The sequence below is a fragment of the Streptomyces sp. NPDC091292 genome, assembly GCF_044757265.1.
Taxonomy (GTDB): Bacteria; Actinomycetota; Actinomycetes; order Streptomycetales; family Streptomycetaceae; genus Streptomyces.
The window spans coordinates 14,958-36,791 of the sequence record NZ_JBIVUQ010000013.1 but is presented as its reverse complement, the minus strand read 5'-3'; the positions used below and the strand labels follow the sequence as shown (position 1 = coordinate 36,791).

Here is a 21,834-nt window from a genome sequence, read left to right as displayed (position 1 = left end):
GTCCGGCGATGTTCCGGAGGTTCCCGCGTGGTCAGTACTTCGTGGTCAGTCCTTGGCCTCCGCCAGGAGCTTCTGGAGCCGCGAGACACCCTCGACCAGGTCCTCGTCACCCAGTGCGTACGACAGCCGCAGATAGCCCGGCGTACCGAACGCCTCGCCCGGGACGACCGCCACCTCCGACTCCTCCAGGATCAGCGCGGCCAGCTCGACCGAGTCCTTCGGGCGACGGCCGCGGATGTCCTTGCCGATCAGGGCCTTCACCGACGGGTACACATAGAAGGCGCCCTCCGGCTCCGGGCAGACCACGCCGTCGATCTCGTTCAGCATCCGCACGATCGTCCTGCGGCGCCGGTCGAACGCCTCCCGCATCTTCGCGACGGCCGTCAGATCGCCCGAGACGGCGGCCAGCGCGGCGGCCTGCGCGACGTTCGACACGTTGGACGTCGCGTGCGACTGGAGGTTCGTCGCCGCCTTGACGACATCCTTGGGGCCGATCAGCCACCCGACCCGCCAGCCGGTCATCGCATACGTCTTGGCCACGCCGTTGACCACGATGCACTTGTCGCGCAGCTCCGGGACGACCGTCGGCAGCGAGGTGAACGTCGCGTCGCCGTAGACCAGGTGCTCGTAGATCTCGTCGGTCAGCACCCACAGCCCGTGCTCGACGGCCCAGCGGCCGATCGCCTCGACGTCATCGGCGCTGTAGACCGCGCCCGTCGGGTTCGACGGCGACACGAAGAGGAGCACCTTGGTGCGGTCCGTACGGGCCGCCTCCAACTGCTCCACCGACACGCGGTAGCCGGTCGTCTCGTCCGCGACGACGTCCACCGGCACGCCGCCCGCGAGGCGGATCGACTCCGGGTACGTGGTCCAGTACGGCGTCGGGACGATGACCTCGTCACCCGGGTCGAGGATCGCGGCGAACGCCTCGTAGATCGCCTGCTTCCCGCCGTTGGTCACCAGGACCTGCGACGCCTCCACCTCGTAACCGGAGTCGCGCAGCGTCTTCGCGGCGATCGCGGCCTTCAGCTCGGGAAGGCCGCCCGCCGGCGTGTAGCGGTGGTACTTCGGGTTCTTGCAGGCTTCGACGGCGGCCTCGACGATGTAATCGGGCGTCGGGAAGTCCGGCTCACCGGCGCCGAAGCCGATCACCGGCCGTCCGGCGGCCTTCAGGGCCTTGGCCTTGGCGTCCACGGCGAGGGTCGCGGACTCGGAGATCGCGCCGACTCGGGCGGAGACCCGGCGCTCGGTCGGAGAGGTTGCAGCGCTCATGACCCCATCGTTCCAGACCGGAAACGCGCCCGGCACATGGGTTTCACAGTGCGGGCAGCGGGGCACGCGGCCAGGGAGCGGCGCTTTCTGTTCGACGTCGGCCCGAGGACCACGTACACTCTCACCTCGTTGGCCTTCAGGGGCCGTTCCGCGCAGCGCACTCCACGCAGTTGAGCGGATGCGGTACGTTGGGGCGAACCAAAGGGTCGTAGCTCAATTGGTAGAGCACTGGTCTCCAAAACCAGCGGTTGGGGGTTCAAGTCCCTCCGGCCCTGCAACACACACATCTCCTCAGAGATATGTGGGAAGTACACACTGCAATGCACCGCCGTGCGGCTCCACCGGGCGCGGCACGGCCACGACCCGGGATTCAGGTGAGGACGAGTGACGGACGCCGTGGGCTCCATCGACATGCCTGATGCCCAGGACGAGGTGCCCGAGTCCCAGAAGAAGGCCCGTAAGGGCGGCAAGCGCGGCAAGAAGGGCCCCTTCGGCCGGCTCGCGCTCTTCTACCGCCAGATCGTCGCGGAACTCCGCAAGGTGGTCTGGCCGACTCGCCATCAGTTGACGACGTACACCGCTGTAGTGATCGTCTTCGTCGTCATCATGATCGGCCTCGTGACCGTGATTGACTATGGGCTCAGCCACGTCGCGAAATACGTCTTCGGCTGATCGAAGGCGAAGGGCGCCGGCACCCGGCGCCCCTTTCGCGTGTTCCACCCCTTGATCCAGGAAGAAGCAGCCACAGTGTCTGACCCGAACCTGAACGACGCCGTCGAGCCGCAGCCGGGCGCTGTCGAGTCCGCTGAGGACGAGCTCGACATCGTCGAGGCGGCGGACGCCGAGGACCCGGACCAGGCCGAATCTTCCGACGCCGCCGCCGGTGAGGCCGCCGAGCAGGCCGCTGTGCACGTCGAGACGGACGAGGACGACGACGACACCGAGGGTGACGAAAAGGCCGCTGACGAGGCGGTCGCCGACGAAGAAGCCGTCGAGGAAGAGGCCGAGCCGGTCGACCCGGTCGCCGCCCTCCGCGAGGAGCTTCGGACCCTGCCGGGCGAGTGGTACGTCATCCACACCTACGCCGGTTATGAGAACCGCGTGAAGACCAACCTCGAACAGCGCGCCGTCTCGCTGAACGTCGAGGACTTCATCTTCCAGGCCGAGGTGCCGCAGGAAGAGGTCGCCCAGATCAAGAACGGCGAGCGCAAGACCATCCGCCAGAACAAGCTCCCCGGCTATGTCCTGGTGCGCATGGACCTGACGAACGAGTCGTGGGGCGTCGTCCGCAACACGCCCGGCGTCACCGGCTTCGTCGGCAACGCCTACGACCCGTACCCGCTGACCCTGGACGAGATCGTCAAGATGCTCGCCCCGGAGGCCGAGGAGAAGGCCGCTCGTGAGGCCGCGGAGGCCGAGGGCCGCCCCGCCCCGCAGCGCAAGGTCGAGGTCCAGGTCCTGGACTTCGAGGTCGGCGACTCGGTCACCGTCACGGACGGCCCGTTCGCCACGCTCCAGGCCACCATCAACGAGATCAACGCCGACTCGAAGAAGGTCAAGGGCCTCGTCGAGATCTTCGGCCGTGAGACGCCGGTCGAGCTGAGCTTCGACCAGATCCAGAAGAACTAGTCGTTCGGCGCACGCAGAAGCCCTCGCCCACCGGAGACGGTCGGCGGGGGCTTCTCCGTATCCCATGCCCGGCGTCAGCCGAGTGATCCGTATCACCCGAATGTGTTCTGTGCCACAACCATCCGGCGACCCCGCGGGTCTGACCCTGTGACCGAAACGCGTGGACGGTGTTCTTCGTGGTGATCCATCTGATCCACGAAGATTGACCGGCATCGTCCGCATATGCGACCGAGATGGGCAACCGAGCCTCAGGGGGAACCACCACATGCGTGCCCGTACACCCTTCATCGCAGCAGGGGCAGCAGCCTGCGCCCTCGCCCTCATCCCCGCCACCACCGCCCTCGCCGGCACGGGACCCGCGCCCGCGCCCACCAAGAGGGCCGCCGCCCAGTCCACCGCCGCGTCGGAGGCCGGCAACCCGCGCAGCACCAAGGCCGCGGCGGCGGGCGTCTGTTCGGACGCCTACCAGATCGGCACCACCGCCTACATCGACCGCGGCGGCGCCCATGCCGCGTCGGTCAAGCAGTTCTACTCGCCCAGCTGCAAGCGGAACTACGGCTACCTGTGGGTGTGGCAGAGCTTCCGCGACAAGATCAAGGACTACGACGTCAGCGTCGGCGTCTACAGCTACTCGCGGGACGACGTCCTCGGCCAGGACTGGTGGAACGCGACCAACGGCCAGGAGTTCTGGTCGCTGCCCGCCGCGACCGTCAAGGAGTGCACCGCCGCCATCGGTACCCTGCGCGCCCCCGGCGACCCGGTGGCGGGCCAGGCGGTGACGTCGAAGCGCTGCTGAGCACACAGCGGGTCCCGGCCATCAGGGGGTGGCCGGGGCTCCGGTTTTGGGTGCCGACGGGTTACCCGTTATCGTTGTGCGGTATGCCTCCATCCGGATGATCCGGAGTGGACGGCTCAAAACTCTCACTAGGACCCGGAGAGAGCAATGCCTCCCAAGAAGAAGAAGGTCACGGGGCTCATCAAGCTCCAGATCCAGGCCGGTGCGGCCAACCCGGCTCCGCCGGTCGGCCCCGCCCTTGGCCAGCACGGCGTCAACATCATGGAGTTCTGCAAGGCGTACAACGCCGCGACCGAGTCGCAGCGTGGCTGGGTGATCCCGGTGGAGATCACGGTCTACGAGGACCGTTCCTTCACCTTCATCACCAAGACGCCGCCGGCCGCCAGGATGATCCTGAAGGCCGCGGGCATCGAGAAGGGCTCCGGCGAGCCGCACAAGACCAAGGTCGCGAAGATCACCGACGCGCAGGTCCGCGAGATCGCCACCACCAAGATGGCCGACCTCAACGCCAACGACCTGGACGCCGCCGCGAAGATCATCGCCGGTACCGCCCGTTCCATGGGTGTCACCGTCGAGGGCTGATCCCGCCCCCGTACGACCTCTCACAGTGGTAGGGCCAGCGCCGGCCCGGACCACGAACTCCCACCCTGAACACAGGAGTAGAAGTGAAGCGCAGCAAGTCTCTCCGCGCTGCGGACGCCAAGATCGACCGGGACAAGCTCTACGCCCCGCTCGAAGCCGTGCGTCTCGCCAAGGAGACCTCCACCAGCAAGTTCGACGGCACCGTCGAGGTCGCCTTCCGTCTGGGTGTCGACCCGCGCAAGGCGGACCAGATGGTCCGTGGCACCGTGAACCTCCCGCACGGCACCGGTAAGACCGCCCGGGTCCTGGTCTTCGCGACCGGTGACCGTGCCGAGGCCGCGCGTGCCGCGGGCGCCGACATCGTCGGCTCCGACGAGCTGATCGACGAGATCTCGAAGGGCAACCGCCTGAACGAGTTCGACGCCGTCGTCGCCACCCCCGACCTCATGGGCAAGGTCGGCCGCCTCGGCCGTGTCCTCGGCCCGCGTGGTCTGATGCCGAACCCGAAGACCGGCACCGTGACTCCCGACGTGACCAAGGCCGTCAACGAGATCAAGGGCGGCAAGATCGAGTTCCGCGTCGACAAGCACTCGAACCTCCACTTCATCATCGGCAAGGTGTCCTTCGACGACACCAAGCTCGTGGAGAACTACGGCGCCGCGCTGGAGGAGATCCTCCGTCTGAAGCCGTCCGCCGCCAAGGGTCGCTACATCAAGAAGGCCGCCATCACCACCACGGTGGGCCCCGGCGTTCCGGTCGACCCGAACCGCACCCGCAACCTCCTCACCGAGGAGGACCCGGCCGCCGTCTGAGCCTCCCGGCTCCCCACGGCGACCGCGTCCACGCACGCGTTCCCGGACGGGCCCCGCACCTTTAGAGGTGCGGGGCCCGTCCCTTTGCCGCCTCCCGACCCGGCCTGAGCTGCGCTAGCGTGCAGAGGTCAGGCGGTACGGGCGCGGGGGCGGGAGCCGGGATGCGGGGCAGCGGGGCGCGGGGCAGGAGAGTCGGCGCCGGGCGGGACACCGGGCGGAGCCAGACCTTGTTCGCGGCCGTCTCCGCGCTCACGGTGGCCGCGCTGACCGGATCCGCCGCCCTCCTCGGGCTCGTCGGCTGCGACCCGGACGGCGGCTCCACAACCGCCCCCGTGGGCCGTACGAGCGCCCCCGTGTCCGCGCCGCCCGAAGTGGCCGGGGCCCTGCGCGCCGCGCACACCGCGACCGACAGGGCGGGCTCCGCGCGCGTGGACGCCGTTCTGCGCGTCGGCGACCGGATGTCCACCACGACCAAGGGCACCCTCGGCTGGTCCGACGGGCTCAGCGGCACCCTGACCATCGGCTACACCGGCGGCTCCATGGCCGCGACGATGCGGGAGCTGGGCAGCGCGCGGACCGAGGCCCGTTTCGTGGCCGACGTGTACTACGCGCGCATGAGCGACAAGTTCGCCGCACTCGCCGGGGGCCGGCACTGGGTCAGGTACCGCTACGACGCCTCGACGAACTTCGCCCCGAACCAGTCCGTGGCCCTCCTGCTCGCCGCCCGGGACGCGCGCGAGGTCGGCGACGAGACGGTACGCGGTGTCCGTACGACGCACTACGCGGGAACCGTACGGGTTGCCGATCTGCCCACCTCGGGGCCCGACGCCGCGCGCACCGCCGAGCTGCGCGGGCAGCTCCAGGACGCCGGGGTCACCAGCCAGCGGGTCGACGTCTGGATCGACTCCCGCGATCTGCTGGTCAAGCGGGTGGAGCGCAGCGGTACGGCGTCCGGGACGATGGACACGACCGCGTACTACAGCGATTTCGGGGCGCCCGTGCTGGCCCGGAAGGCGCCGCCGGCCGAGGACACGGTCGACTATCAGGAACTTCTCGATCAACAGAACTAGTCGGGCCGGTTGACGGATTCGGTCGGCACGGTTATTCGGCGCCCCCTGTCGTGACTCTCCGCTAAGGTGCCCGTAAAGTTATATGTTGTTCAGTTCTTTACATGGGGGGGCTATGAAGGTCATGGGGAAGTCAAGGGTCACGGGCGCGGTGCTGGCCACGGCGCTGCTCTGTACGGGCGCCGTCGCGTGTTCGTCCGAGACGTCGGGGGGCGGCTCCAAGGCCGTCAAGGCGGACAAGCCGCAGTCGAAGGCCGTGACCACGAAGGCGATCACCGCCGCGTACAAGAAGACCGCCGCGGCCAAGTCCGCGCACGTCGAGATGGTCATGAAGATGCCGGCCGGGGTGGACGGCGGCGGCGACATGAAGATGAGCGGCCTGATGGGCTGGGACCCGACGGTGATGGACATGACCGCGTCGGGCTCGGCGTTCGCCGCCGGCGAGGGGCCCGACAAGGTCCGCATGGTCTGGCAGGACAACGTCATGTACATGGACATGGGGGCGGCAGCCGCCAAGGACATGGACGGCAAGCGCTGGATGAAGATGGACCTCAACGCCATCGCCGACGAGGCCGGTGACGAGGCGATGGCCAAGCAGCTCACCGGCAGCCTCGACAGCGCCAACCAGGACCCCGCGCAGCAGCTCGCGATGCTCCTCGACTCGCCCAACCTCAAGCACATCGGCAGCGAGAAGATCGACGGACAGCAGACCCAGCACTACAAGGGCAAGCTGACCGTCGCCGAGATGATGGAGTCCAACGACTCCCTCGACGTCCTCAGCAAGAGCGAGCGCGACGAGCTGCTCAAGAACGTCGAGAAGGCCGGTATCAAGGGCTACGACACCGAGGTCTGGGTCAACGAGGACGACTACCCGGCCCGCATGGACATCGCGATGGACAGCGCCGAGGGCACCGTCGACATCTCCATGACGTACTCGGACTACGGCACCGCCGTGAAGGTCTCCCCGCCCGCCGCGAAGGACACCTTCGACCTGATGGAGATGATGAAGGGCCTGGAGGAGATGGGCGCGGACAACGCCTCCTGATCCCGCCGGAACCCGGCTGATCCCACAGGAACCCGGTGCGCGACCGGATTTGCTTGACAAGGATCCGGTCGCGTACGCTTCCCGGGAAGCCCAAGACCGCTGGTAGTCGCCGTGCCCTCGTCCGAGAGCGCGGTGGCCGAAGGATCCGCTGAACTGCGGACGACCCGCGCAGGTGACTGTGGAAGTGCTCCCGGACGGATTTCCGCCCCGGTCGAGCTACGCCCCGTGCGCCTGCGCCGGGGCGTTTCGTTTTCCCCAGTCCTCCTTCGGGTCCGCGCGGTCCGAATCACCCGGAAGGAGGCCGAGGCTCATGGCGAGGCCCGACAAGGCTGCCGCGGTTGCCGAGCTGACGGACAAGTTCCGCAGCTCGAACGCCGCCGTGCTGACCGAGTACCGCGGTCTCACCGTGGCACAGCTCAAGGAGCTGCGCCGTTCGCTCGGTGAGAACGCCCAGTACGCCGTGGTGAAGAACACGCTGACCAAGATTGCGGCCAACGAGGCCGGGATCAACGCGCTCGACGACCTGTTCGCGGGTCCGACGGCGGTCGCCTTCGTCACCGGTGACCCGGTGGTGTCGGCGAAGGGTCTTCGTGACTTCGCCAAGGACAACCCCAACCTCGTCATCAAGGGCGGTGTCCTTGACGGCAAGGCGCTGTCCGCCGACGAGATCAAGAAGCTTGCGGACCTTGAGTCCCGCGAGGTTCTGCTCGCCAAGCTGGCGGGCGCCATGAAGGGCAAGCAGTCGCAGGCTGCCGCGCTCTTCCAGGCGCTTCCCTCGAAGTTCGTCCGCACCGCGGAGGCGCTTCGTGCCAAGCAGGCCGAGCAGGGCGGTGCCGAGTAACTCGGCTCGCACATTGACCGCCGCCTGACGCGGAGGTCACAGCGGGCCACACGTACGCCCGCCGACATGTACATCCCGGCACCAGCCGAATTAGTGGAAGGATCGCCCCTCATGGCGAAGCTCAGCCAGGACGACCTGCTCGCGCAGTTCGAAGAGATGACCCTCATCGAGCTCTCCGAGTTCGTCAAGGCGTTCGAGACCAAGTTCGACGTCACCGCCGCTGCCCCGGTCGCCGCTGCCGCTGCGGGCGGCGCTGCCGCCGCCGTCGAGGCCGAGCCCGAGCAGGACGAGTTCGACGTCATCCTCACCGGCGCCGGCGAGAAGAAGATCCAGGTCATCAAGGTCGTGCGTGAGCTGACCTCCCTGGGTCTCAAGGAGGCCAAGGACCTCGTGGACGGCGCCCCCAAGGCCGTCCTGGAGAAGGTCGCCAAGGACGCCGCCGAGAAGGCCGCCGAGTCCCTCAAGGGCGCCGGCGCCTCCGTCGAGGTCAAGTAATCCCGGCCGCGTACGGGTCACCCTCACGGGGAACCCTGTAACGCGGACGTACCGCGGGGCGATCACCCATCTGGGTGGTCGCCCTTCGGCGTTCCCCGGGGCACCGCGAGGGCTGCCTTGCGGAGCGGGTCGCGACGAGTATGGTGATCTTCATCGTGCCTCCGGCGGCCCGGGTGACGGCTCGCAGTGACGGGTGATCAGTGACGATCGCCGCACCTGGTTCGCGCTGGGGGGCCTTGACGAACCGCACGCAGCGCGCAATTCTCAGGACGCGTCGTCACAACGATCCGAATCCCGAGGCATGGATCGGCGGCGAAGAGGGCAGTATCGAGGCGTTGAGGGCGTGACTGGCAGCAAGGTGTTGAGAACAACGAGGGTCTCGAAAAACCCGCACTGGACATCAGTGGGCCAAGTGGCTACACTGACCCTTTGCGCTGCCTGTTAGCTGCCTCCTGCCCGTCACCAGGGGCATGCCCATGTGTGAGCATCGACGACTACGGAAGCCCTGACCTGGGATTTCTGTCTCTGTGCCCTTCATGGGACCGGTACGCGCGTAGTGAGTCCGAGCCCTCGGAAGGACCCCCTCTTGGCCGCCTCGCGCACTGCCTCGACCGCGAATACGAACAACGGCGCCAGCACCGCCCCGCTGCGCATCTCCTTTGCAAAGATCAAGGAGCCCCTTGAGGTTCCGAACCTTCTTGCGCTGCAAACCGAGAGCTTTGACTGGCTGCTCGGCAATGACGCGTGGAAGGCTCGTGTCGAGGCGGCTCTGGAAAGCGGACAGGACGTCCCCAGGAAGTCCGGTCTGGAGGAGATCTTCGAGGAGATCTCCCCGATCGAGGACTTCTCCGGGTCGATGTCCCTGACGTTCCGCGACCACCGCTTCGAGCCGTCGAAGAACTCCATCGACGAGTGCAAGGAGCGCGACTTCACGTTCGCCGCGCCGCTCTTCGTCACCGCCGAGTTCACCAACAACGAGACCGGCGAGATCAAGTCCCAGACGGTCTTCATGGGCGACTTCCCGCTCATGACCAACAAGGGCACCTTCGTCATCAACGGCACCGAGCGTGTCGTCGTGTCGCAGCTCGTCCGCTCGCCGGGTGTCTACTTCGACTCGTCCATCGACAAGACCTCCGACAAGGACATCTTCTCCGCCAAGATCATCCCCTCCCGGGGTGCCTGGCTGGAGTTCGAGATCGACAAGCGCGACATGGTCGGTGTCCGCGTCGACCGCAAGCGCAAGCAGTCCGTCACCGTCCTGCTCAAGGCGCTCGGCTACACCACCGAGCAGATCCTGGAGGAGTTCGGCGAGTACGAGTCGATCCGCGCCACCCTGGAGAAGGACCACACCCAGGGCCAGGACGACGCGCTGCTCGACATCTACCGCAAGCTGCGTCCGGGCGAGCCGCCCACGCGCGAGGCCGCGCAGACGCTCCTGGAGAACCTCTACTTCAACCCCAAGCGCTACGACCTGGCGAAGGTCGGCCGCTACAAGGTCAACAAGAAGCTCGGCGCGGACGAGCCGCTGGACGCCGGCGTGCTCACCACCGACGACGTCATCGCCACCATCAAGTACCTGGTCAAGCTGCACGCCGGCGAGACCGAGACGGTCGGCGAGTCGGGCCGGGAGATCGTCGTCGAGACCGACGACATCGACCACTTCGGCAACCGCCGTATCCGCAACGTCGGCGAGCTGATCCAGAACCAGGTCCGTACGGGTCTCGCCCGTATGGAGCGCGTCGTGCGCGAGCGCATGACCACCCAGGACGTCGAGGCGATCACGCCGCAGACCCTGATCAACATCCGGCCGGTCGTCGCCTCCATCAAGGAGTTCTTCGGCACCAGCCAGCTGTCCCAGTTCATGGACCAGAACAACCCGCTGTCGGGCCTGACGCACAAGCGTCGTCTCAACGCCCTCGGCCCGGGTGGTCTCTCCCGTGAGCGGGCCGGCTTCGAGGTCCGTGACGTGCACCCCTCGCACTACGGACGCATGTGCCCCATCGAGACGCCCGAAGGCCCGAACATCGGCCTGATCGGCTCGCTCGCCTCGTACGGCCGGATCAACCCCTTCGGCTTCATCGAGACGCCGTACCGCAAGGTCGTCGACGACCAGGTCACCGACGAGGTCGACTACCTGACCGCCGACGAGGAGGACCGCTTCGTCATCGCGCAGGCCAACGCGCCGCTGACCGATGACTTCCGGTTCGAGGAGGCCCGCGTCCTGGTCCGCCGCCGCGGCGGCGAGGTCGACTACGTGCCGGGCACGGACGTGGACTACATGGACGTCTCGCCGCGCCAGATGGTGTCGGTCGCGACCGCCATGATCCCGTTCCTGGAGCACGACGACGCCAACCGTGCCCTCATGGGCGCGAACATGATGCGGCAGGCCGTGCCCCTCATCAAGGCCGAGGCGCCGCTCGTCGGTACGGGCATGGAGTACCGCTGTGCCACCGACGCCGGTGACGTCATCAAGGCCGAGAAGGACGGTGTGATCCAGGAGGTCTCGGCCGACTACATCACCGTCACCAACGACGACGGCACGTACACCACGTACCGCGTCGCCAAGTTCTCCCGCTCCAACCAGGGCACCTCCGTCAACCAGAAGGTCGTCGTCTCCGAGGGCGACCGGGTCATCGAGGGCCAGGTCCTCGCCGACGGTCCCGCCACCGAGAACGGCGAGATGGCGCTCGGCAAGAACCTCCTCGTGGCGTTCATGCCGTGGGAGGGCCACAACTACGAGGACGCGATCATCCTGTCGCAGCGCCTCGTGCAGGACGACGTCCTCTCCTCGATCCACATCGAGGAGCACGAGGTCGACGCCCGTGACACCAAGCTGGGCCCCGAGGAGATCACCCGGGACATCCCGAACGTCTCCGAAGAGGTCCTCGCCGACCTGGACGAGCGCGGCATCATCCGGATCGGTGCCGAGGTCGTCGCCGGTGACATCCTCGTCGGCAAGGTCACGCCCAAGGGCGAGACCGAGCTGACGCCCGAGGAGCGGCTGCTGCGCGCGATCTTCGGTGAGAAGGCCCGTGAGGTCCGTGACACCTCGCTGAAGGTGCCGCACGGCGAGATCGGCAAGATCATCGGCGTACGCGTCTTCGACCGCGAGGAGGGCGACGAGCTGCCCCCCGGTGTCAACCAGCTGGTGCGCGTGTACGTGGCGCAGAAGCGGAAGATCACCGACGGTGACAAGCTCGCCGGCCGGCACGGCAACAAGGGCGTCATCTCGAAGATCCTGCCGATCGAGGACATGCCGTTCCTGGAGGACGGCACCCCCGTCGACATCATCCTCAACCCGCTCGGTGTGCCGTCCCGGATGAACCCCGGACAGGTTCTGGAGATCCACCTCGGCTGGCTCGCCAGCCGTGGCTGGGACGTCTCCGGCATCGGCGAGGACTGGGCGCAGCGCCTCCAGGCCATCGAGGCCGACCAGGTCGCCCCCGGCACCAACGTCGCGACGCCCGTCTTCGACGGCGCCCGCGAGGACGAGCTGGCCGGACTGCTCCAGCACACCATCCCGAACCGTGACGGCGAGCGCATGGTGCTCCCGACCGGTAAGGCGCGGATGTTCGACGGCCGCTCCGGCGAGCCGTTCCCGGAGCCGATCTCCGTCGGCTACATGTACATCCTCAAGCTGCACCACCTGGTCGACGACAAGCTGCACGCCCGGTCGACCGGTCCGTACTCGATGATCACCCAGCAGCCGCTGGGTGGTAAGGCCCAGTTCGGTGGCCAGCGCTTCGGTGAGATGGAGGTGTGGGCGCTGGAGGCATACGGCGCCGCGTACGCCCTCCAGGAACTGCTGACCATCAAGTCCGACGACGTCACCGGCCGCGTGAAGGTCTACGAGGCCATCGTCAAGGGCGAGAACATTCCCGAGCCCGGCATCCCCGAGTCCTTCAAGGTGCTCATCAAGGAGATGCAGTCCCTGTGCCTCAACGTGGAGGTGCTGTCCTCGGACGGCATGTCCATCGAGATGCGCGACACCGACGAGGACGTCTTCCGCGCTGCGGAAGAGCTTGGCATCGACCTGTCCCGGCGCGAGCCGAGCAGCGTCGAAGAGGTCTGACGGGAGTTCCGGCGGCCTTCCACCCGAAGGCCGCCGGCCCCAGGACCCCCGTATCAGACCCCAGACTTACAACCCTGAGAGGGATTGACGCATAGTGCTCGACGTCAACTTCTTCGACGAGCTCCGGATCGGTCTGGCCACCGCTGACGACATCCGTCAGTGGAGCCACGGCGAGGTCAAGAAGCCCGAGACCATCAACTACCGCACCCTCAAGCCCGAGAAGGACGGACTCTTCTGCGAGAAGATCTTCGGTCCGACCCGGGACTGGGAGTGCTACTGCGGCAAGTACAAGCGCGTCCGCTTCAAGGGCATCATCTGTGAGCGCTGTGGCGTCGAGGTCACCCGCGCCAAGGTGCGCCGTGAGCGGATGGGCCACATCGAACTGGCCGCGCCCGTCACCCACATCTGGTACTTCAAGGGCGTTCCCTCGCGCCTCGGATACCTGCTCGACCTCGCGCCGAAGGACCTGGAAAAGGTCATCTACTTCGCCGCGTACATGATCACGTTCGTCGACGACGAGCGCCGTACGCGTGACCTGCCCTCGCTGGAGGCGCATGTCTCCGTCGAGCGTCAGCAGATCGAGAACCGGCGCGACGCCGACCTCGAAGGCCGCGCCAAGAAGCTCGAAACCGACCTGGGCGAGCTGGAGGCCGAGGGCGCCAAGGCCGACGTACGCCGCAAGGTGCGCGAAGGCGCCGAGCGCGAGATGAAGCAGCTGCGCGACCGCGCCCAGCGCGAGATCGACCGTCTCGACGAGGTGTGGAGCCGCTTCAAGAACCTCAAGGTCCAGGACCTGGAGGGCGACGAGCTGCTCTACCGCGAGCTGCGCGACCGCTTCGGCACCTACTTCGACGGCTCGATGGGCGCCGCCGCGCTGCAGAAGCGCCTGGAGTCCTTCGACCTCAACGAGGAGGCCGAGCGCCTCCGCGAGATCATCCGTACCGGCAAGGGCCAGAAGAAGACCCGTGCGCTCAAGCGCCTCAAGGTCGTCTCCGCGTTCCTGCAGACCAGCAACAGCCCCAAGGGCATGGTCCTGGACTGCGTGCCGGTCATCCCGCCGGACCTGCGTCCGATGGTGCAGCTGGACGGTGGCCGCTTCGCGACCTCCGACCTGAACGACCTGTACCGCCGTGTGATCAACCGGAACAACCGCCTCAAGCGGCTTCTCGACCTCGGCGCGCCCGAGATCATCGTGAACAACGAGAAGCGGATGCTCCAGGAGGCCGTCGACGCGCTGTTCGACAACGGCCGCCGCGGCCGTCCGGTCACCGGACCGGGCAACCGTCCGCTGAAGTCGCTGTCCGACATGCTCAAGGGCAAGCAGGGCCGCTTCCGGCAGAACCTGCTCGGCAAGCGCGTGGACTACTCCGCGCGTTCCGTCATCGTCGTCGGCCCGCAGCTCAAGCTGCACCAGTGCGGTCTGCCGAAGGCGATGGCCCTGGAGCTGTTCAAGCCGTTCGTGATGAAGCGCCTGGTCGACCTGAACCACGCGCAGAACATCAAGTCGGCCAAGCGCATGGTCGAGCGCGGTCGCACCGTGGTGTACGACGTCCTCGAAGAGGTCATCGCCGAACACCCGGTGCTGCTGAACCGTGCGCCGACCCTGCACCGCCTCGGTATCCAGGCCTTCGAGCCGCAGCTCGTCGAGGGCAAGGCCATCCAGATCCACCCGCTCGTCTGCACCGCGTTCAACGCGGACTTCGACGGTGACCAGATGGCCGTACACCTGCCGCTCTCCGCGGAGGCGCAGGCCGAGGCGCGCATCCTGATGCTGTCCTCGAACAACATCCTCAAGCCGGCCGACGGCCGCCCGGTCACGATGCCGACCCAGGACATGGTCCTCGGTCTGTTCTTCCTGACCACGGACGGCGAGATGCGGAACGTGAAGGGCGAGGACCGCTCCTTCGCTTCCGTGGCCGAGGCGATCATGGCGTTCGACGCGGGCGACCTGTCGCTCCAGTCGCGGGTGGACATCCGCTTCCCGGTGGGCACCATCCCGCCGCGCGGCTGGACCCCGCCGGTCGACGAGGACGGCTCCACCGCCATCTCCACCGACGGCTTCGGCTCCGGTGAGTGGCAGCAGGGCGACACCTTCCGGCTGAAGACGACCCTGGGCCGCGCGCTCTTCAACGAGCTGCTGCCCGAGGACTACCCGTTCGTCGACTACGAGGTCGGCAAGAAGCAGCTCTCCGAGATCGTCAACGACCTCGCCGAGCGCTACCCGAAGGTCATCGTGGCGGCGACGCTCGACAACCTGAAGGCGGCCGGCTTCTTCTGGGCCACCCGCTCCGGCGTCACCGTCGCCATCTCGGACGTCGTCGTCCCGGAGGCGAAGAAGGAGATCGTCAAGGGCTACGAGGCCCAGGACGAGAAGGTGCAGAAGCAGTACGAGCGCGGTCTCATCACGAAGGACGAGCGCACTCAGGAACTGATCGCGATCTGGACCAAGGCGACGAACGAGGTCGCCGAGGCCATGAACGAGAACTTCCCGAAGACGAACCCGATCTTCATGATGGTGAACTCGGGCGCGCGCGGAAACATGATGCAGATGCGTCAGATCGCCGGTATGCGTGGTCTGGTGTCCAACGCCAAGAACGAGACCATCCCGCGGCCCATCAAGGCGTCGTTCCGTGAGGGTCTCTCCGTCCTGGAGTACTTCATCTCCACGCACGGTGCCCGTAAGGGTCTGGCGGACACCGCCCTGCGGACCGCCGACTCGGGTTACCTGACCCGTCGTCTGGTCGACGTCTCGCAGGACGTCATCATCCGCGAGGAGGACTGCGGCACCGAGCGCGGTCTGAAGCTGCGGATCGCCGTGCGCGGCGCCGACGGCACGCTCCGCAAGGCCGACGACGTCGAGACCAGCGTCTACGCCCGCATGCTCGCCGAGGACGTCGTCATCGACGGCAAGGTGATCGCGCCGGCCAACGTGGACCTCGGCGACGTGCTCATCGACCAGCTCGTGCACCACCAGGTCGAGGAGGTCAAGACCAGGTCGATCCTGACCTGTGAGTCCGCCGTCGGCACCTGCGCCATGTGCTACGGCCGCTCGCTGGCCACCGGCAAGCTGGTCGACATCGGTGAGGCGGTCGGCATCATCGCCGCCCAGTCCATCGGTGAGCCCGGCACCCAGCTGACGATGCGTACCTTCCACACCGGTGGTGTGGCCGGTGACGACATCACCCAGGGTCTGCCCCGAGTCGTCGAGCTGTTCGAGGCCCGTACGCCGAAGGGTGTCGCCCCGATCTCCGAGGCCGCCGGACGCGTCCGGATCGAGGAGACCGAGAAGACCAAGAAGCTCGTCGTCACCCCGGACGACGGCAGCGACGAGACGGCGTTCCCGATCTCGAAGCGTGCCCGTCTCCTGGTCGGCGAGGGCGACCACGTCGAGGTGGGCCAGAAGCTCACCGTGGGTGCCACCAACCCGCACGACGTGCTGCGCATCCTGGGTCAGCGGGCCGTCCAGGTCCACCTGGTCGGCGAGGTGCAGAAGGTCTACAACTCGCAGGGTGTGTCGATCCACGACAAGCACATCGAGATCATCATCCGGCAGATGCTGCGCCGTGTGACGATCATCGAGTCCGGCGACGCGGAGCTGCTGCCGGGCGAGCTGGTCGAGCGGTCGCGGTTCGAGACCGAGAACCGTCGTGTGGTCCAGGAAGGCGGCCACCCGGCCTCCGGCCGTCCGCAGCTCATGGGTATCACCAAGGCCTCGCTGGCGACCGAGTCGTGGCTGTCGGCCGCGTCCTTCCAGGAGACGACCAGGGTGCTGACGGACGCGGCGATCAACGCCAAGTCCGACTCCCTGATCGGCCTCAAGGAGAACGTGATCATCGGTAAGCTCATCCCGGCCGGTACGGGTCTTGCCCGGTACCGGAACATTCGGGTCGAGCCGACCGAGGAAGCCAAGGCGGCGATGTACTCGGCCGTCGGGTACGACGACATCGACTACTCGCCGTTCGGTACGGGGTCTGGTCAAGCGGTGCCTCTGGAGGACTACGACTACGGGCCGTACAACCAGTAGAAGTCGCTGCGAGTCGCTGCGCTGTGCTTGAGCCGGAGGGCGGTCTTCCCCTTGTGGGGGGGCCGCCCTTCGGGCGGTGCGCAGTTCCCCGCGCCCCTTGAGAACAGCTTGGCGCGCCCCATGAAACAGTGTCCGTCAATATCATTTTGACCGGACTGGATGCGGTAGGTACGCTCAGACCTTGTGCCTGGGGTGTGCCCTGGCTCTCCCGCGTGTCCTCAGCCGTGGGGGGAGCCGTCATCGGCCGCCGTAATCTGCGCCCTTCCCGCATTCGTGCGGGGGGAGTCCGCGGTATTCGACACACCCGACCGCGTGGGTCGGCGATGTTCCAGGTTAGCTTCATGATCGGCACACAGAAACCGGAGAAGTAGTGCCTACGATCCAGCAGCTGGTCCGAAAGGGCCGGCAGGACAAGGTCGAGAAGAACAAGACGCCCGCACTGGACGGTTCCCCCCAGCGCCGTGGCGTCTGCACGCGTGTGTTCACGACCACCCCGAAGAAGCCGAACTCGGCGCTGCGGAAGGTCGCGCGTGTGCGTCTGACCTCCGGCATCGAGGTCACGGCCTACATCCCGGGTGAGGGACACAACTTGCAGGAGCACTCCATCGTGCTCGTGCGCGGCGGCCGTGTGAAGGACCTGCCGGGTGTTCGCTACAAGATCATCCGTGGTTCGCTCGACACCCAAGGTGTCAAGAACCGCAAGCAGGCCCGCAGCCGCTACGGCGCCAAGAAGGAGAAGTAAGAATGCCTCGTAAGGGCCCCGCCCCGAAGCGCCCGGTCATCATCGACCCGGTCTACGGTTCTCCTCTGGTGACCTCCCTCATCAACAAGGTGCTGCTGAACGGCAAGCGCTCCACCGCCGAGCGCATCGTGTACGGCGCCATGGAGGGCCTGCGTGAGAAGTCGGGCAACGACCCGGTCATCACGCTGAAGCGCGCGCTGGAGAACATCAAGCCGACCCTTGAGGTCAAGTCCCGCCGTGTCGGTGGCGCCACCTACCAGGTGCCGGTCGAGGTCAAGCCCGGCCGCGCCAACACACTGGCGCTGCGCTGGCTCGTCGGTTACTCCCGCGCCCGTCGCGAGAAGACGATGACCGAGCGTCTGCTCAACGAACTGCTCGACGCGTCCAACGGTCTCGGTGCGGCCGTGAAGAAGCGCGAAGACACCCACAAGATGGCGGAGTCCAACAAGGCCTTCGCGCACTACCGCTGGTAGTCGCAACCCCTATCGAGAGACCGAGAGAAGACTGAGCCTTATGGCTACCACTTCACTTGACCTGGCCAAGGTCCGCAACATCGGGATCATGGCTCACATCGACGCGGGCAAGACGACGACCACCGAGCGGATCCTGTACTACACCGGTGTCTCGTACAAGATCGGTGAGGTCCACGACGGCGCTGCCACCATGGACTGGATGGAGCAGGAGCAGGAGCGTGGCATCACGATCACGTCCGCTGCCACCACCTGTCACTGGCCGCTTGAGGACGTCGATCACACCATCAACATCATCGACACCCCGGGCCACGTCGACTTCACGGTCGAGGTGGAGCGCTCGCTGCGCGTGCTCGACGGTGCTGTGACGGTGTTCGACGGTGTCGCCGGTGTGGAGCCGCAGTCCGAGACGGTATGGCGTCAGGCGGACCGCTACGGCGTGCCGCGTATCTGCTTCGTCAACAAGCTCGACCGGACCGGCGCCGAGTTCCACCGCTGCGTCGACATGATCACGGACCGCCTCGGCGCGGTCCCGATCGTGATGCAGCTGCCGATCGGCGCCGAGGCCGACTTCAAGGGCATCGTGGACCTGGTCCGCATGAAGGCCCTGGTGTGGTCGGCCGAGACCGCGCTCGGTGAGGCGTACGACGTCGTGGAGATCCCCGACACGCACGTCGAGGCCGCCGCCGAGTGGCGTGGCCGGCTCCTGGAGACCGTCGCCGAGAACGACGACGCCATGATGGAGCTGTACCTGGAGGGCCAGGAGCCCACCGAGGAGCAGCTGTACGCGGCGGTCCGTCGTATCACCATCGCCTCCGGCAAGGGTGACAGCGCGACCGTCACGCCCGTGTTCTGCGGAACCGCGTTCAAGAACAAGGGTGTTCAGCCGCTGCTCGACGCCGTGGTCCGCTACCTGCCCTCGCCGCTCGACATCGAGGCGATCGAGGGCCACGCGGTCAACGACCCGGAGCAGGTCATCGAGCGCAAGCCGTCCGAGGACGAGCCGCTGGCCGCTCTCGCGTTCAAGATCGCGAGCGACCCGCACCTCGGCAAGCTGACCTTCGTCCGGGTGTACTCCGGCCGTCTGGAGTCGGGTTCGCAGGTCCAGAACTCGGTCAAGGGCAAGAAGGAGCGCATCGGCAAGATCTACCGGATGCACGCCAACAAGCGTGAGGAGATCGAAGCGGTGGGTGCCGGCGACATCGTCGCCGTCATGGGTCTGAAGCAGACCACCACCGGTGAGACCCTCTGCGACCCGGCGAACCCGGTGATCCTGGAGTCGATGGACTTCCCGGCGCCCGTCATCCAGGTCGCCATCGAGCCCAAGTCGAAGGGCGACCAGGAGAAGCTGGGCATCGCGATCCAGCGCCTGGCCGAGGAAGACCCGTCGTTCAAGGTCCACACGGACGAGGAGACGGGCCAGACCATCATCGCGGGCATGGGCGAGCTGCACCTGGACGTGCTGGTCGACCGCATGAAGCGCGAGTTCAAGGTCGAGGCCAACGTCGGCAAGCCGCAGGTGGCGTACCGCGAGACCCTCCGCAAGACGGTCGACCGGCACGACTACACCCACAAGAAGCAGACCGGTGGTTCCGGTCAGTTCGCGAAGGTGCAGATCGCGCTGGAGCCGCTTGAGGGCGACGGCTACGAGTTCGTCAACAAGGTCACCGGTGGCCGTATCCCGAGGGAGTACATCCCCTCCGTGGACGCGGGCTGCCAGGAGGCCATGGAGTTCGGCGTGCTCGCCGGCTACCCGCTCACGGGTGTCCGGGTCATCCTCCTCGACGGTGCCTACCACGAGGTCGACTCCTCCGAAATGGCCTTCAAGGTCGCCGGTTCGATGGCCTTCAAGGAGGCCGCGCGCAAGGCTTCACCGGCCCTGCTCGAACCGATGATGAAGGTCGAGGTGACGACGCCCGAGGACTACATGGGCGACGTCATCGGTGACATCAACTCCCGTCGCGGTCAGATCCAGTCCATGGAGGACCGCCACGGTGCCAAGCTCGTCACGGGCCTGGTCCCGCTGTCGGAGATGTTCGGCTACGTCGGCGACCTCCGCAGCAAGACATCGGGTCGCGCGAGCTACTCGATGCAGTTCGACTCCTACGCCGAGGTTCCCCGGAACGTCGCCGAGGAGATCATCGCGAAGGCCAAGGGCGAGTAACTCACCGAGTTCACGCTTTAGGCTTGACTCCGGGCCCCACGGGGTGTTCCGCGGCAACCATGCGGAGCACCCCCCGGACCGGCTTTCCAGCAAAGATCACCTGGCGCCGACGAGTAAGGCGTACAGAACCACTCCACAGGAGGACCCCAGTGGCGAAGGCGAAGTTCGAGCGGACTAAGCCGCACGTCAACATCGGCACCATCGGTCACATCGACCACGGTAAGACGACCCTCACGGCCGCCATTACCAAGGTGCTGCACGACGCGTACCCGGACCTGAACGAGGCTTCGGCCTTCGACCAGATCGACAAGGCTCCTGAGGAGCGCCAGCGCGGTATCACCATCTCCATCGCGCACGTCGAGTACCAGACGGAGACGCGTCACTACGCCCACGTCGACTGCCCCGGTCACGCGGACTACATCAAGAACATGATCACCGGTGCTGCCCAGATGGACGGCGCCATCCTCGTGGTCGCCGCCACGGACGGTCCGATGCCGCAGACCAAGGAGCACGTGCTCCTGGCCCGCCAGGTCGGCGTTCCGTACATCGTCGTCGCCCTGAACAAGGCCGACATGGTGGACGACGAGGAGATCCTTGAGCTGGTCGAGCTTGAGGTTCGTGAGCTGCTCTCCGAGTACGAGTTCCCGGGCGACGACCTTCCGGTCGTCAAGGTCTCGGCGCTCAAGGCCCTTGAGGGTGACGCGGAGTGGGGCAAGACCGTCCTCGACCTGATGAAGGCCGTCGACGAGTCGATCCCGCAGCCCGAGCGTGACGTCGACAAGCCGTTCCTGATGCCGATCGAGGACGTCTTCACGATCACCGGTCGTGGCACGGTCGTCACCGGCCGTATCGAGCGTGGTGTCCTGAAGGTCAACGAGACCGTCGACATCGTCGGTATCAAGACCGAGAAGACCACCACCACGGTCACCGGCATCGAGATGTTCCGCAAGCTGCTCGACGAGGGTCAGGCCGGTGAGAACGTCGGTCTGCTGCTTCGTGGCATCAAGCGCGAGGACGTCGAGCGCGGCCAGGTCATCATCAAGCCGGGTTCGGTCACGCCGCACACCGACTTCGAGGCGCAGGCGTACATCCTGTCGAAGGACGAGGGTGGCCGTCACACCCCCTTCTTCAACAACTACCGCCCGCAGTTCTACTTCCGTACCACGGACGTGACCGGCGTCGTGACCCTCCCCGAGGGCACCGAGATGGTCATGCCGGGCGACAACACTGAGATGAAGGTCGAACTCATCCAGCCCATCGCCATGGAAGAGGGCCTGAAGTTCGCCATCCGTGAGGGTGGCCGGACCGTGGGCGCCGGCCAGGTCACCAAGATCGTCAAGTAGGTCTTCCTACTCCGACGGCTTCGGCCTGGTCGCTCACTGCGAGCACCGCGAGGGCCCGTACGACTTCGGTCGTACGGGCCCTTCGTGCTGCGGTCGGGATGCGCCCACACGCGCCGTCCTTGCTTCGAGCGCCCCCGCGTGGGGTACGATCTCCGGCTCGATTGGCCAGCCCTGTGCCCCGTATGGCAGACTATCGGGGTTGCTCGGTTGAGTGCCGATGCTGCGCGCCTCCCGCCGGGAGGACCGGAAGCGAGTCCCACAGTACTCGTCGCCCCAACTGCCGCTTGGCAGCGCTGAGGCGGACGTACGGGAATCTTCCGGGAAGTGTCAGCGGGGTACCGGCCAGGCGCCCGGTGGGTGTCTTTCCCCCGGTTCCGCGGTCGTCGATCGCATCCCCTAGCAGGGAAATCCTTCGGGAGATCCATGTCAGCGGGAGTGCGACACGCCCGACCGCGGGGGTCGGAGAAGACGGTAGTACGA

16 protein-coding genes and 1 tRNA gene are annotated in these 21,834 nt (G+C 66.8%); 16 read left to right on the top strand and 1 reads right to left on the bottom strand.

Translation table 11 applies throughout. The features are described 5' to 3' along the window. Window positions 1-45 precede the first annotated feature (45 nt). The gene (locus ACIQNU_RS29270) at window positions 46-1,272 is read right to left on the bottom strand and encodes a pyridoxal phosphate-dependent aminotransferase (protein WP_401372147.1); all 1,227 of its coding nucleotides are present in this window, start codon (window positions 1,270-1,272) and stop codon (window positions 46-48) included. Window positions 1,273-1,474: 202 nt separating this feature from the next. Here ACIQNU_RS29270 and ACIQNU_RS29265 point away from each other — a divergent pair. From ACIQNU_RS29265 to tuf, 16 genes are all read left to right on the top strand, one after another. After that, window positions 1,475-1,547 (top strand) — tRNA-Trp (locus ACIQNU_RS29265). 109 nt (window positions 1,548-1,656) lie between these two features. Next, the gene (secE, locus tag ACIQNU_RS29260) at window positions 1,657-1,944 is read left to right on the top strand and encodes a preprotein translocase subunit SecE (RefSeq protein WP_401372145.1); all 288 of its coding nucleotides are present in this window, start codon (window positions 1,657-1,659) and stop codon (window positions 1,942-1,944) included. Between the two features lie 75 nt (window positions 1,945-2,019). Then, a complete protein-coding gene (gene nusG, locus ACIQNU_RS29255; protein WP_401372143.1) occupies window positions 2,020-2,901 on the top strand; it encodes a transcription termination/antitermination protein NusG in 882 nt (293 codons plus the stop codon). 265 nt (window positions 2,902-3,166) lie between these two features. Next, complete coding sequence (locus ACIQNU_RS29250) at window positions 3,167-3,697, top strand: hypothetical protein (RefSeq protein ID WP_401372141.1); 531 nt, start codon at window positions 3,167-3,169, stop codon at window positions 3,695-3,697. A gap of 147 nt (window positions 3,698-3,844) precedes the next feature. Next, window positions 3,845-4,279, top strand: a complete 435-nt coding sequence (gene rplK, locus ACIQNU_RS29245; RefSeq protein WP_389880059.1) for a 50S ribosomal protein L11 — start codon at window positions 3,845-3,847, stop codon at window positions 4,277-4,279. 83 nt (window positions 4,280-4,362) lie between these two features. Next, window positions 4,363-5,091: a 50S ribosomal protein L1 gene (gene rplA / locus ACIQNU_RS29240; RefSeq protein ID WP_389880061.1), complete on the top strand. Its 729-nt coding sequence runs from the start codon at window positions 4,363-4,365 to the stop codon at window positions 5,089-5,091. A gap of 227 nt (window positions 5,092-5,318) precedes the next feature. After that, on the top strand, window positions 5,319-6,161 hold the full coding sequence (locus ACIQNU_RS29235; RefSeq protein WP_401372428.1) for a hypothetical protein: 843 nt from the start codon (window positions 5,319-5,321) through the stop codon (window positions 6,159-6,161). Window positions 6,162-6,282: 121 nt separating this feature from the next. Then, window positions 6,283-7,203 carry a hypothetical protein gene (locus ACIQNU_RS29230; protein ID WP_401372138.1) on the top strand — a complete coding sequence of 307 codons (921 nt, stop codon included), beginning with the start codon at window positions 6,283-6,285 and terminating at the stop codon, window positions 7,201-7,203. 310 nt (window positions 7,204-7,513) lie between these two features. Beyond that, window positions 7,514-8,044: a 50S ribosomal protein L10 gene (gene rplJ / locus ACIQNU_RS29225; protein ID WP_401372136.1), complete on the top strand. Its 531-nt coding sequence runs from the start codon at window positions 7,514-7,516 to the stop codon at window positions 8,042-8,044. A 111-nt stretch (window positions 8,045-8,155) separates the two neighbouring features. After that, window positions 8,156-8,539, top strand: coding sequence for a 50S ribosomal protein L7/L12 (rplL, locus tag ACIQNU_RS29220; RefSeq protein WP_389880067.1), 384 nt, complete (start codon window positions 8,156-8,158; stop codon window positions 8,537-8,539). Between the two features lie 586 nt (window positions 8,540-9,125). Next, window positions 9,126-12,611, top strand: coding sequence for a DNA-directed RNA polymerase subunit beta (gene rpoB / locus ACIQNU_RS29215; protein ID WP_401372134.1), 3,486 nt, complete (start codon window positions 9,126-9,128; stop codon window positions 12,609-12,611). Between the two features lie 94 nt (window positions 12,612-12,705). Next, window positions 12,706-16,635 (top strand): DNA-directed RNA polymerase subunit beta', encoded by a 3,930-nt coding sequence (locus ACIQNU_RS29210; RefSeq protein ID WP_401372132.1) that lies wholly within the window; start codon window positions 12,706-12,708, stop codon window positions 16,633-16,635. Window positions 16,636-17,005: 370 nt separating this feature from the next. Further along, on the top strand, window positions 17,006-17,377 hold the full coding sequence (gene rpsL, locus ACIQNU_RS29205; protein ID WP_007823146.1) for a 30S ribosomal protein S12: 372 nt from the start codon (window positions 17,006-17,008) through the stop codon (window positions 17,375-17,377). 2 nt (window positions 17,378-17,379) lie between these two features. Continuing rightward, window positions 17,380-17,850 carry a 30S ribosomal protein S7 gene (gene rpsG, locus ACIQNU_RS29200; protein ID WP_053759523.1) on the top strand — a complete coding sequence of 157 codons (471 nt, stop codon included), beginning with the start codon at window positions 17,380-17,382 and terminating at the stop codon, window positions 17,848-17,850. 40 nt (window positions 17,851-17,890) lie between these two features. Further along, complete coding sequence (gene fusA, locus ACIQNU_RS29195; RefSeq protein WP_401372129.1) at window positions 17,891-20,011, top strand: elongation factor G; 2,121 nt, start codon at window positions 17,891-17,893, stop codon at window positions 20,009-20,011. Between the two features lie 149 nt (window positions 20,012-20,160). Beyond that, window positions 20,161-21,354, top strand: a complete 1,194-nt coding sequence (tuf, locus tag ACIQNU_RS29190) for an elongation factor Tu (RefSeq protein WP_401372127.1) — start codon at window positions 20,161-20,163, stop codon at window positions 21,352-21,354. The last annotated feature ends 480 nt before the right edge of the window (window positions 21,355-21,834 follow it).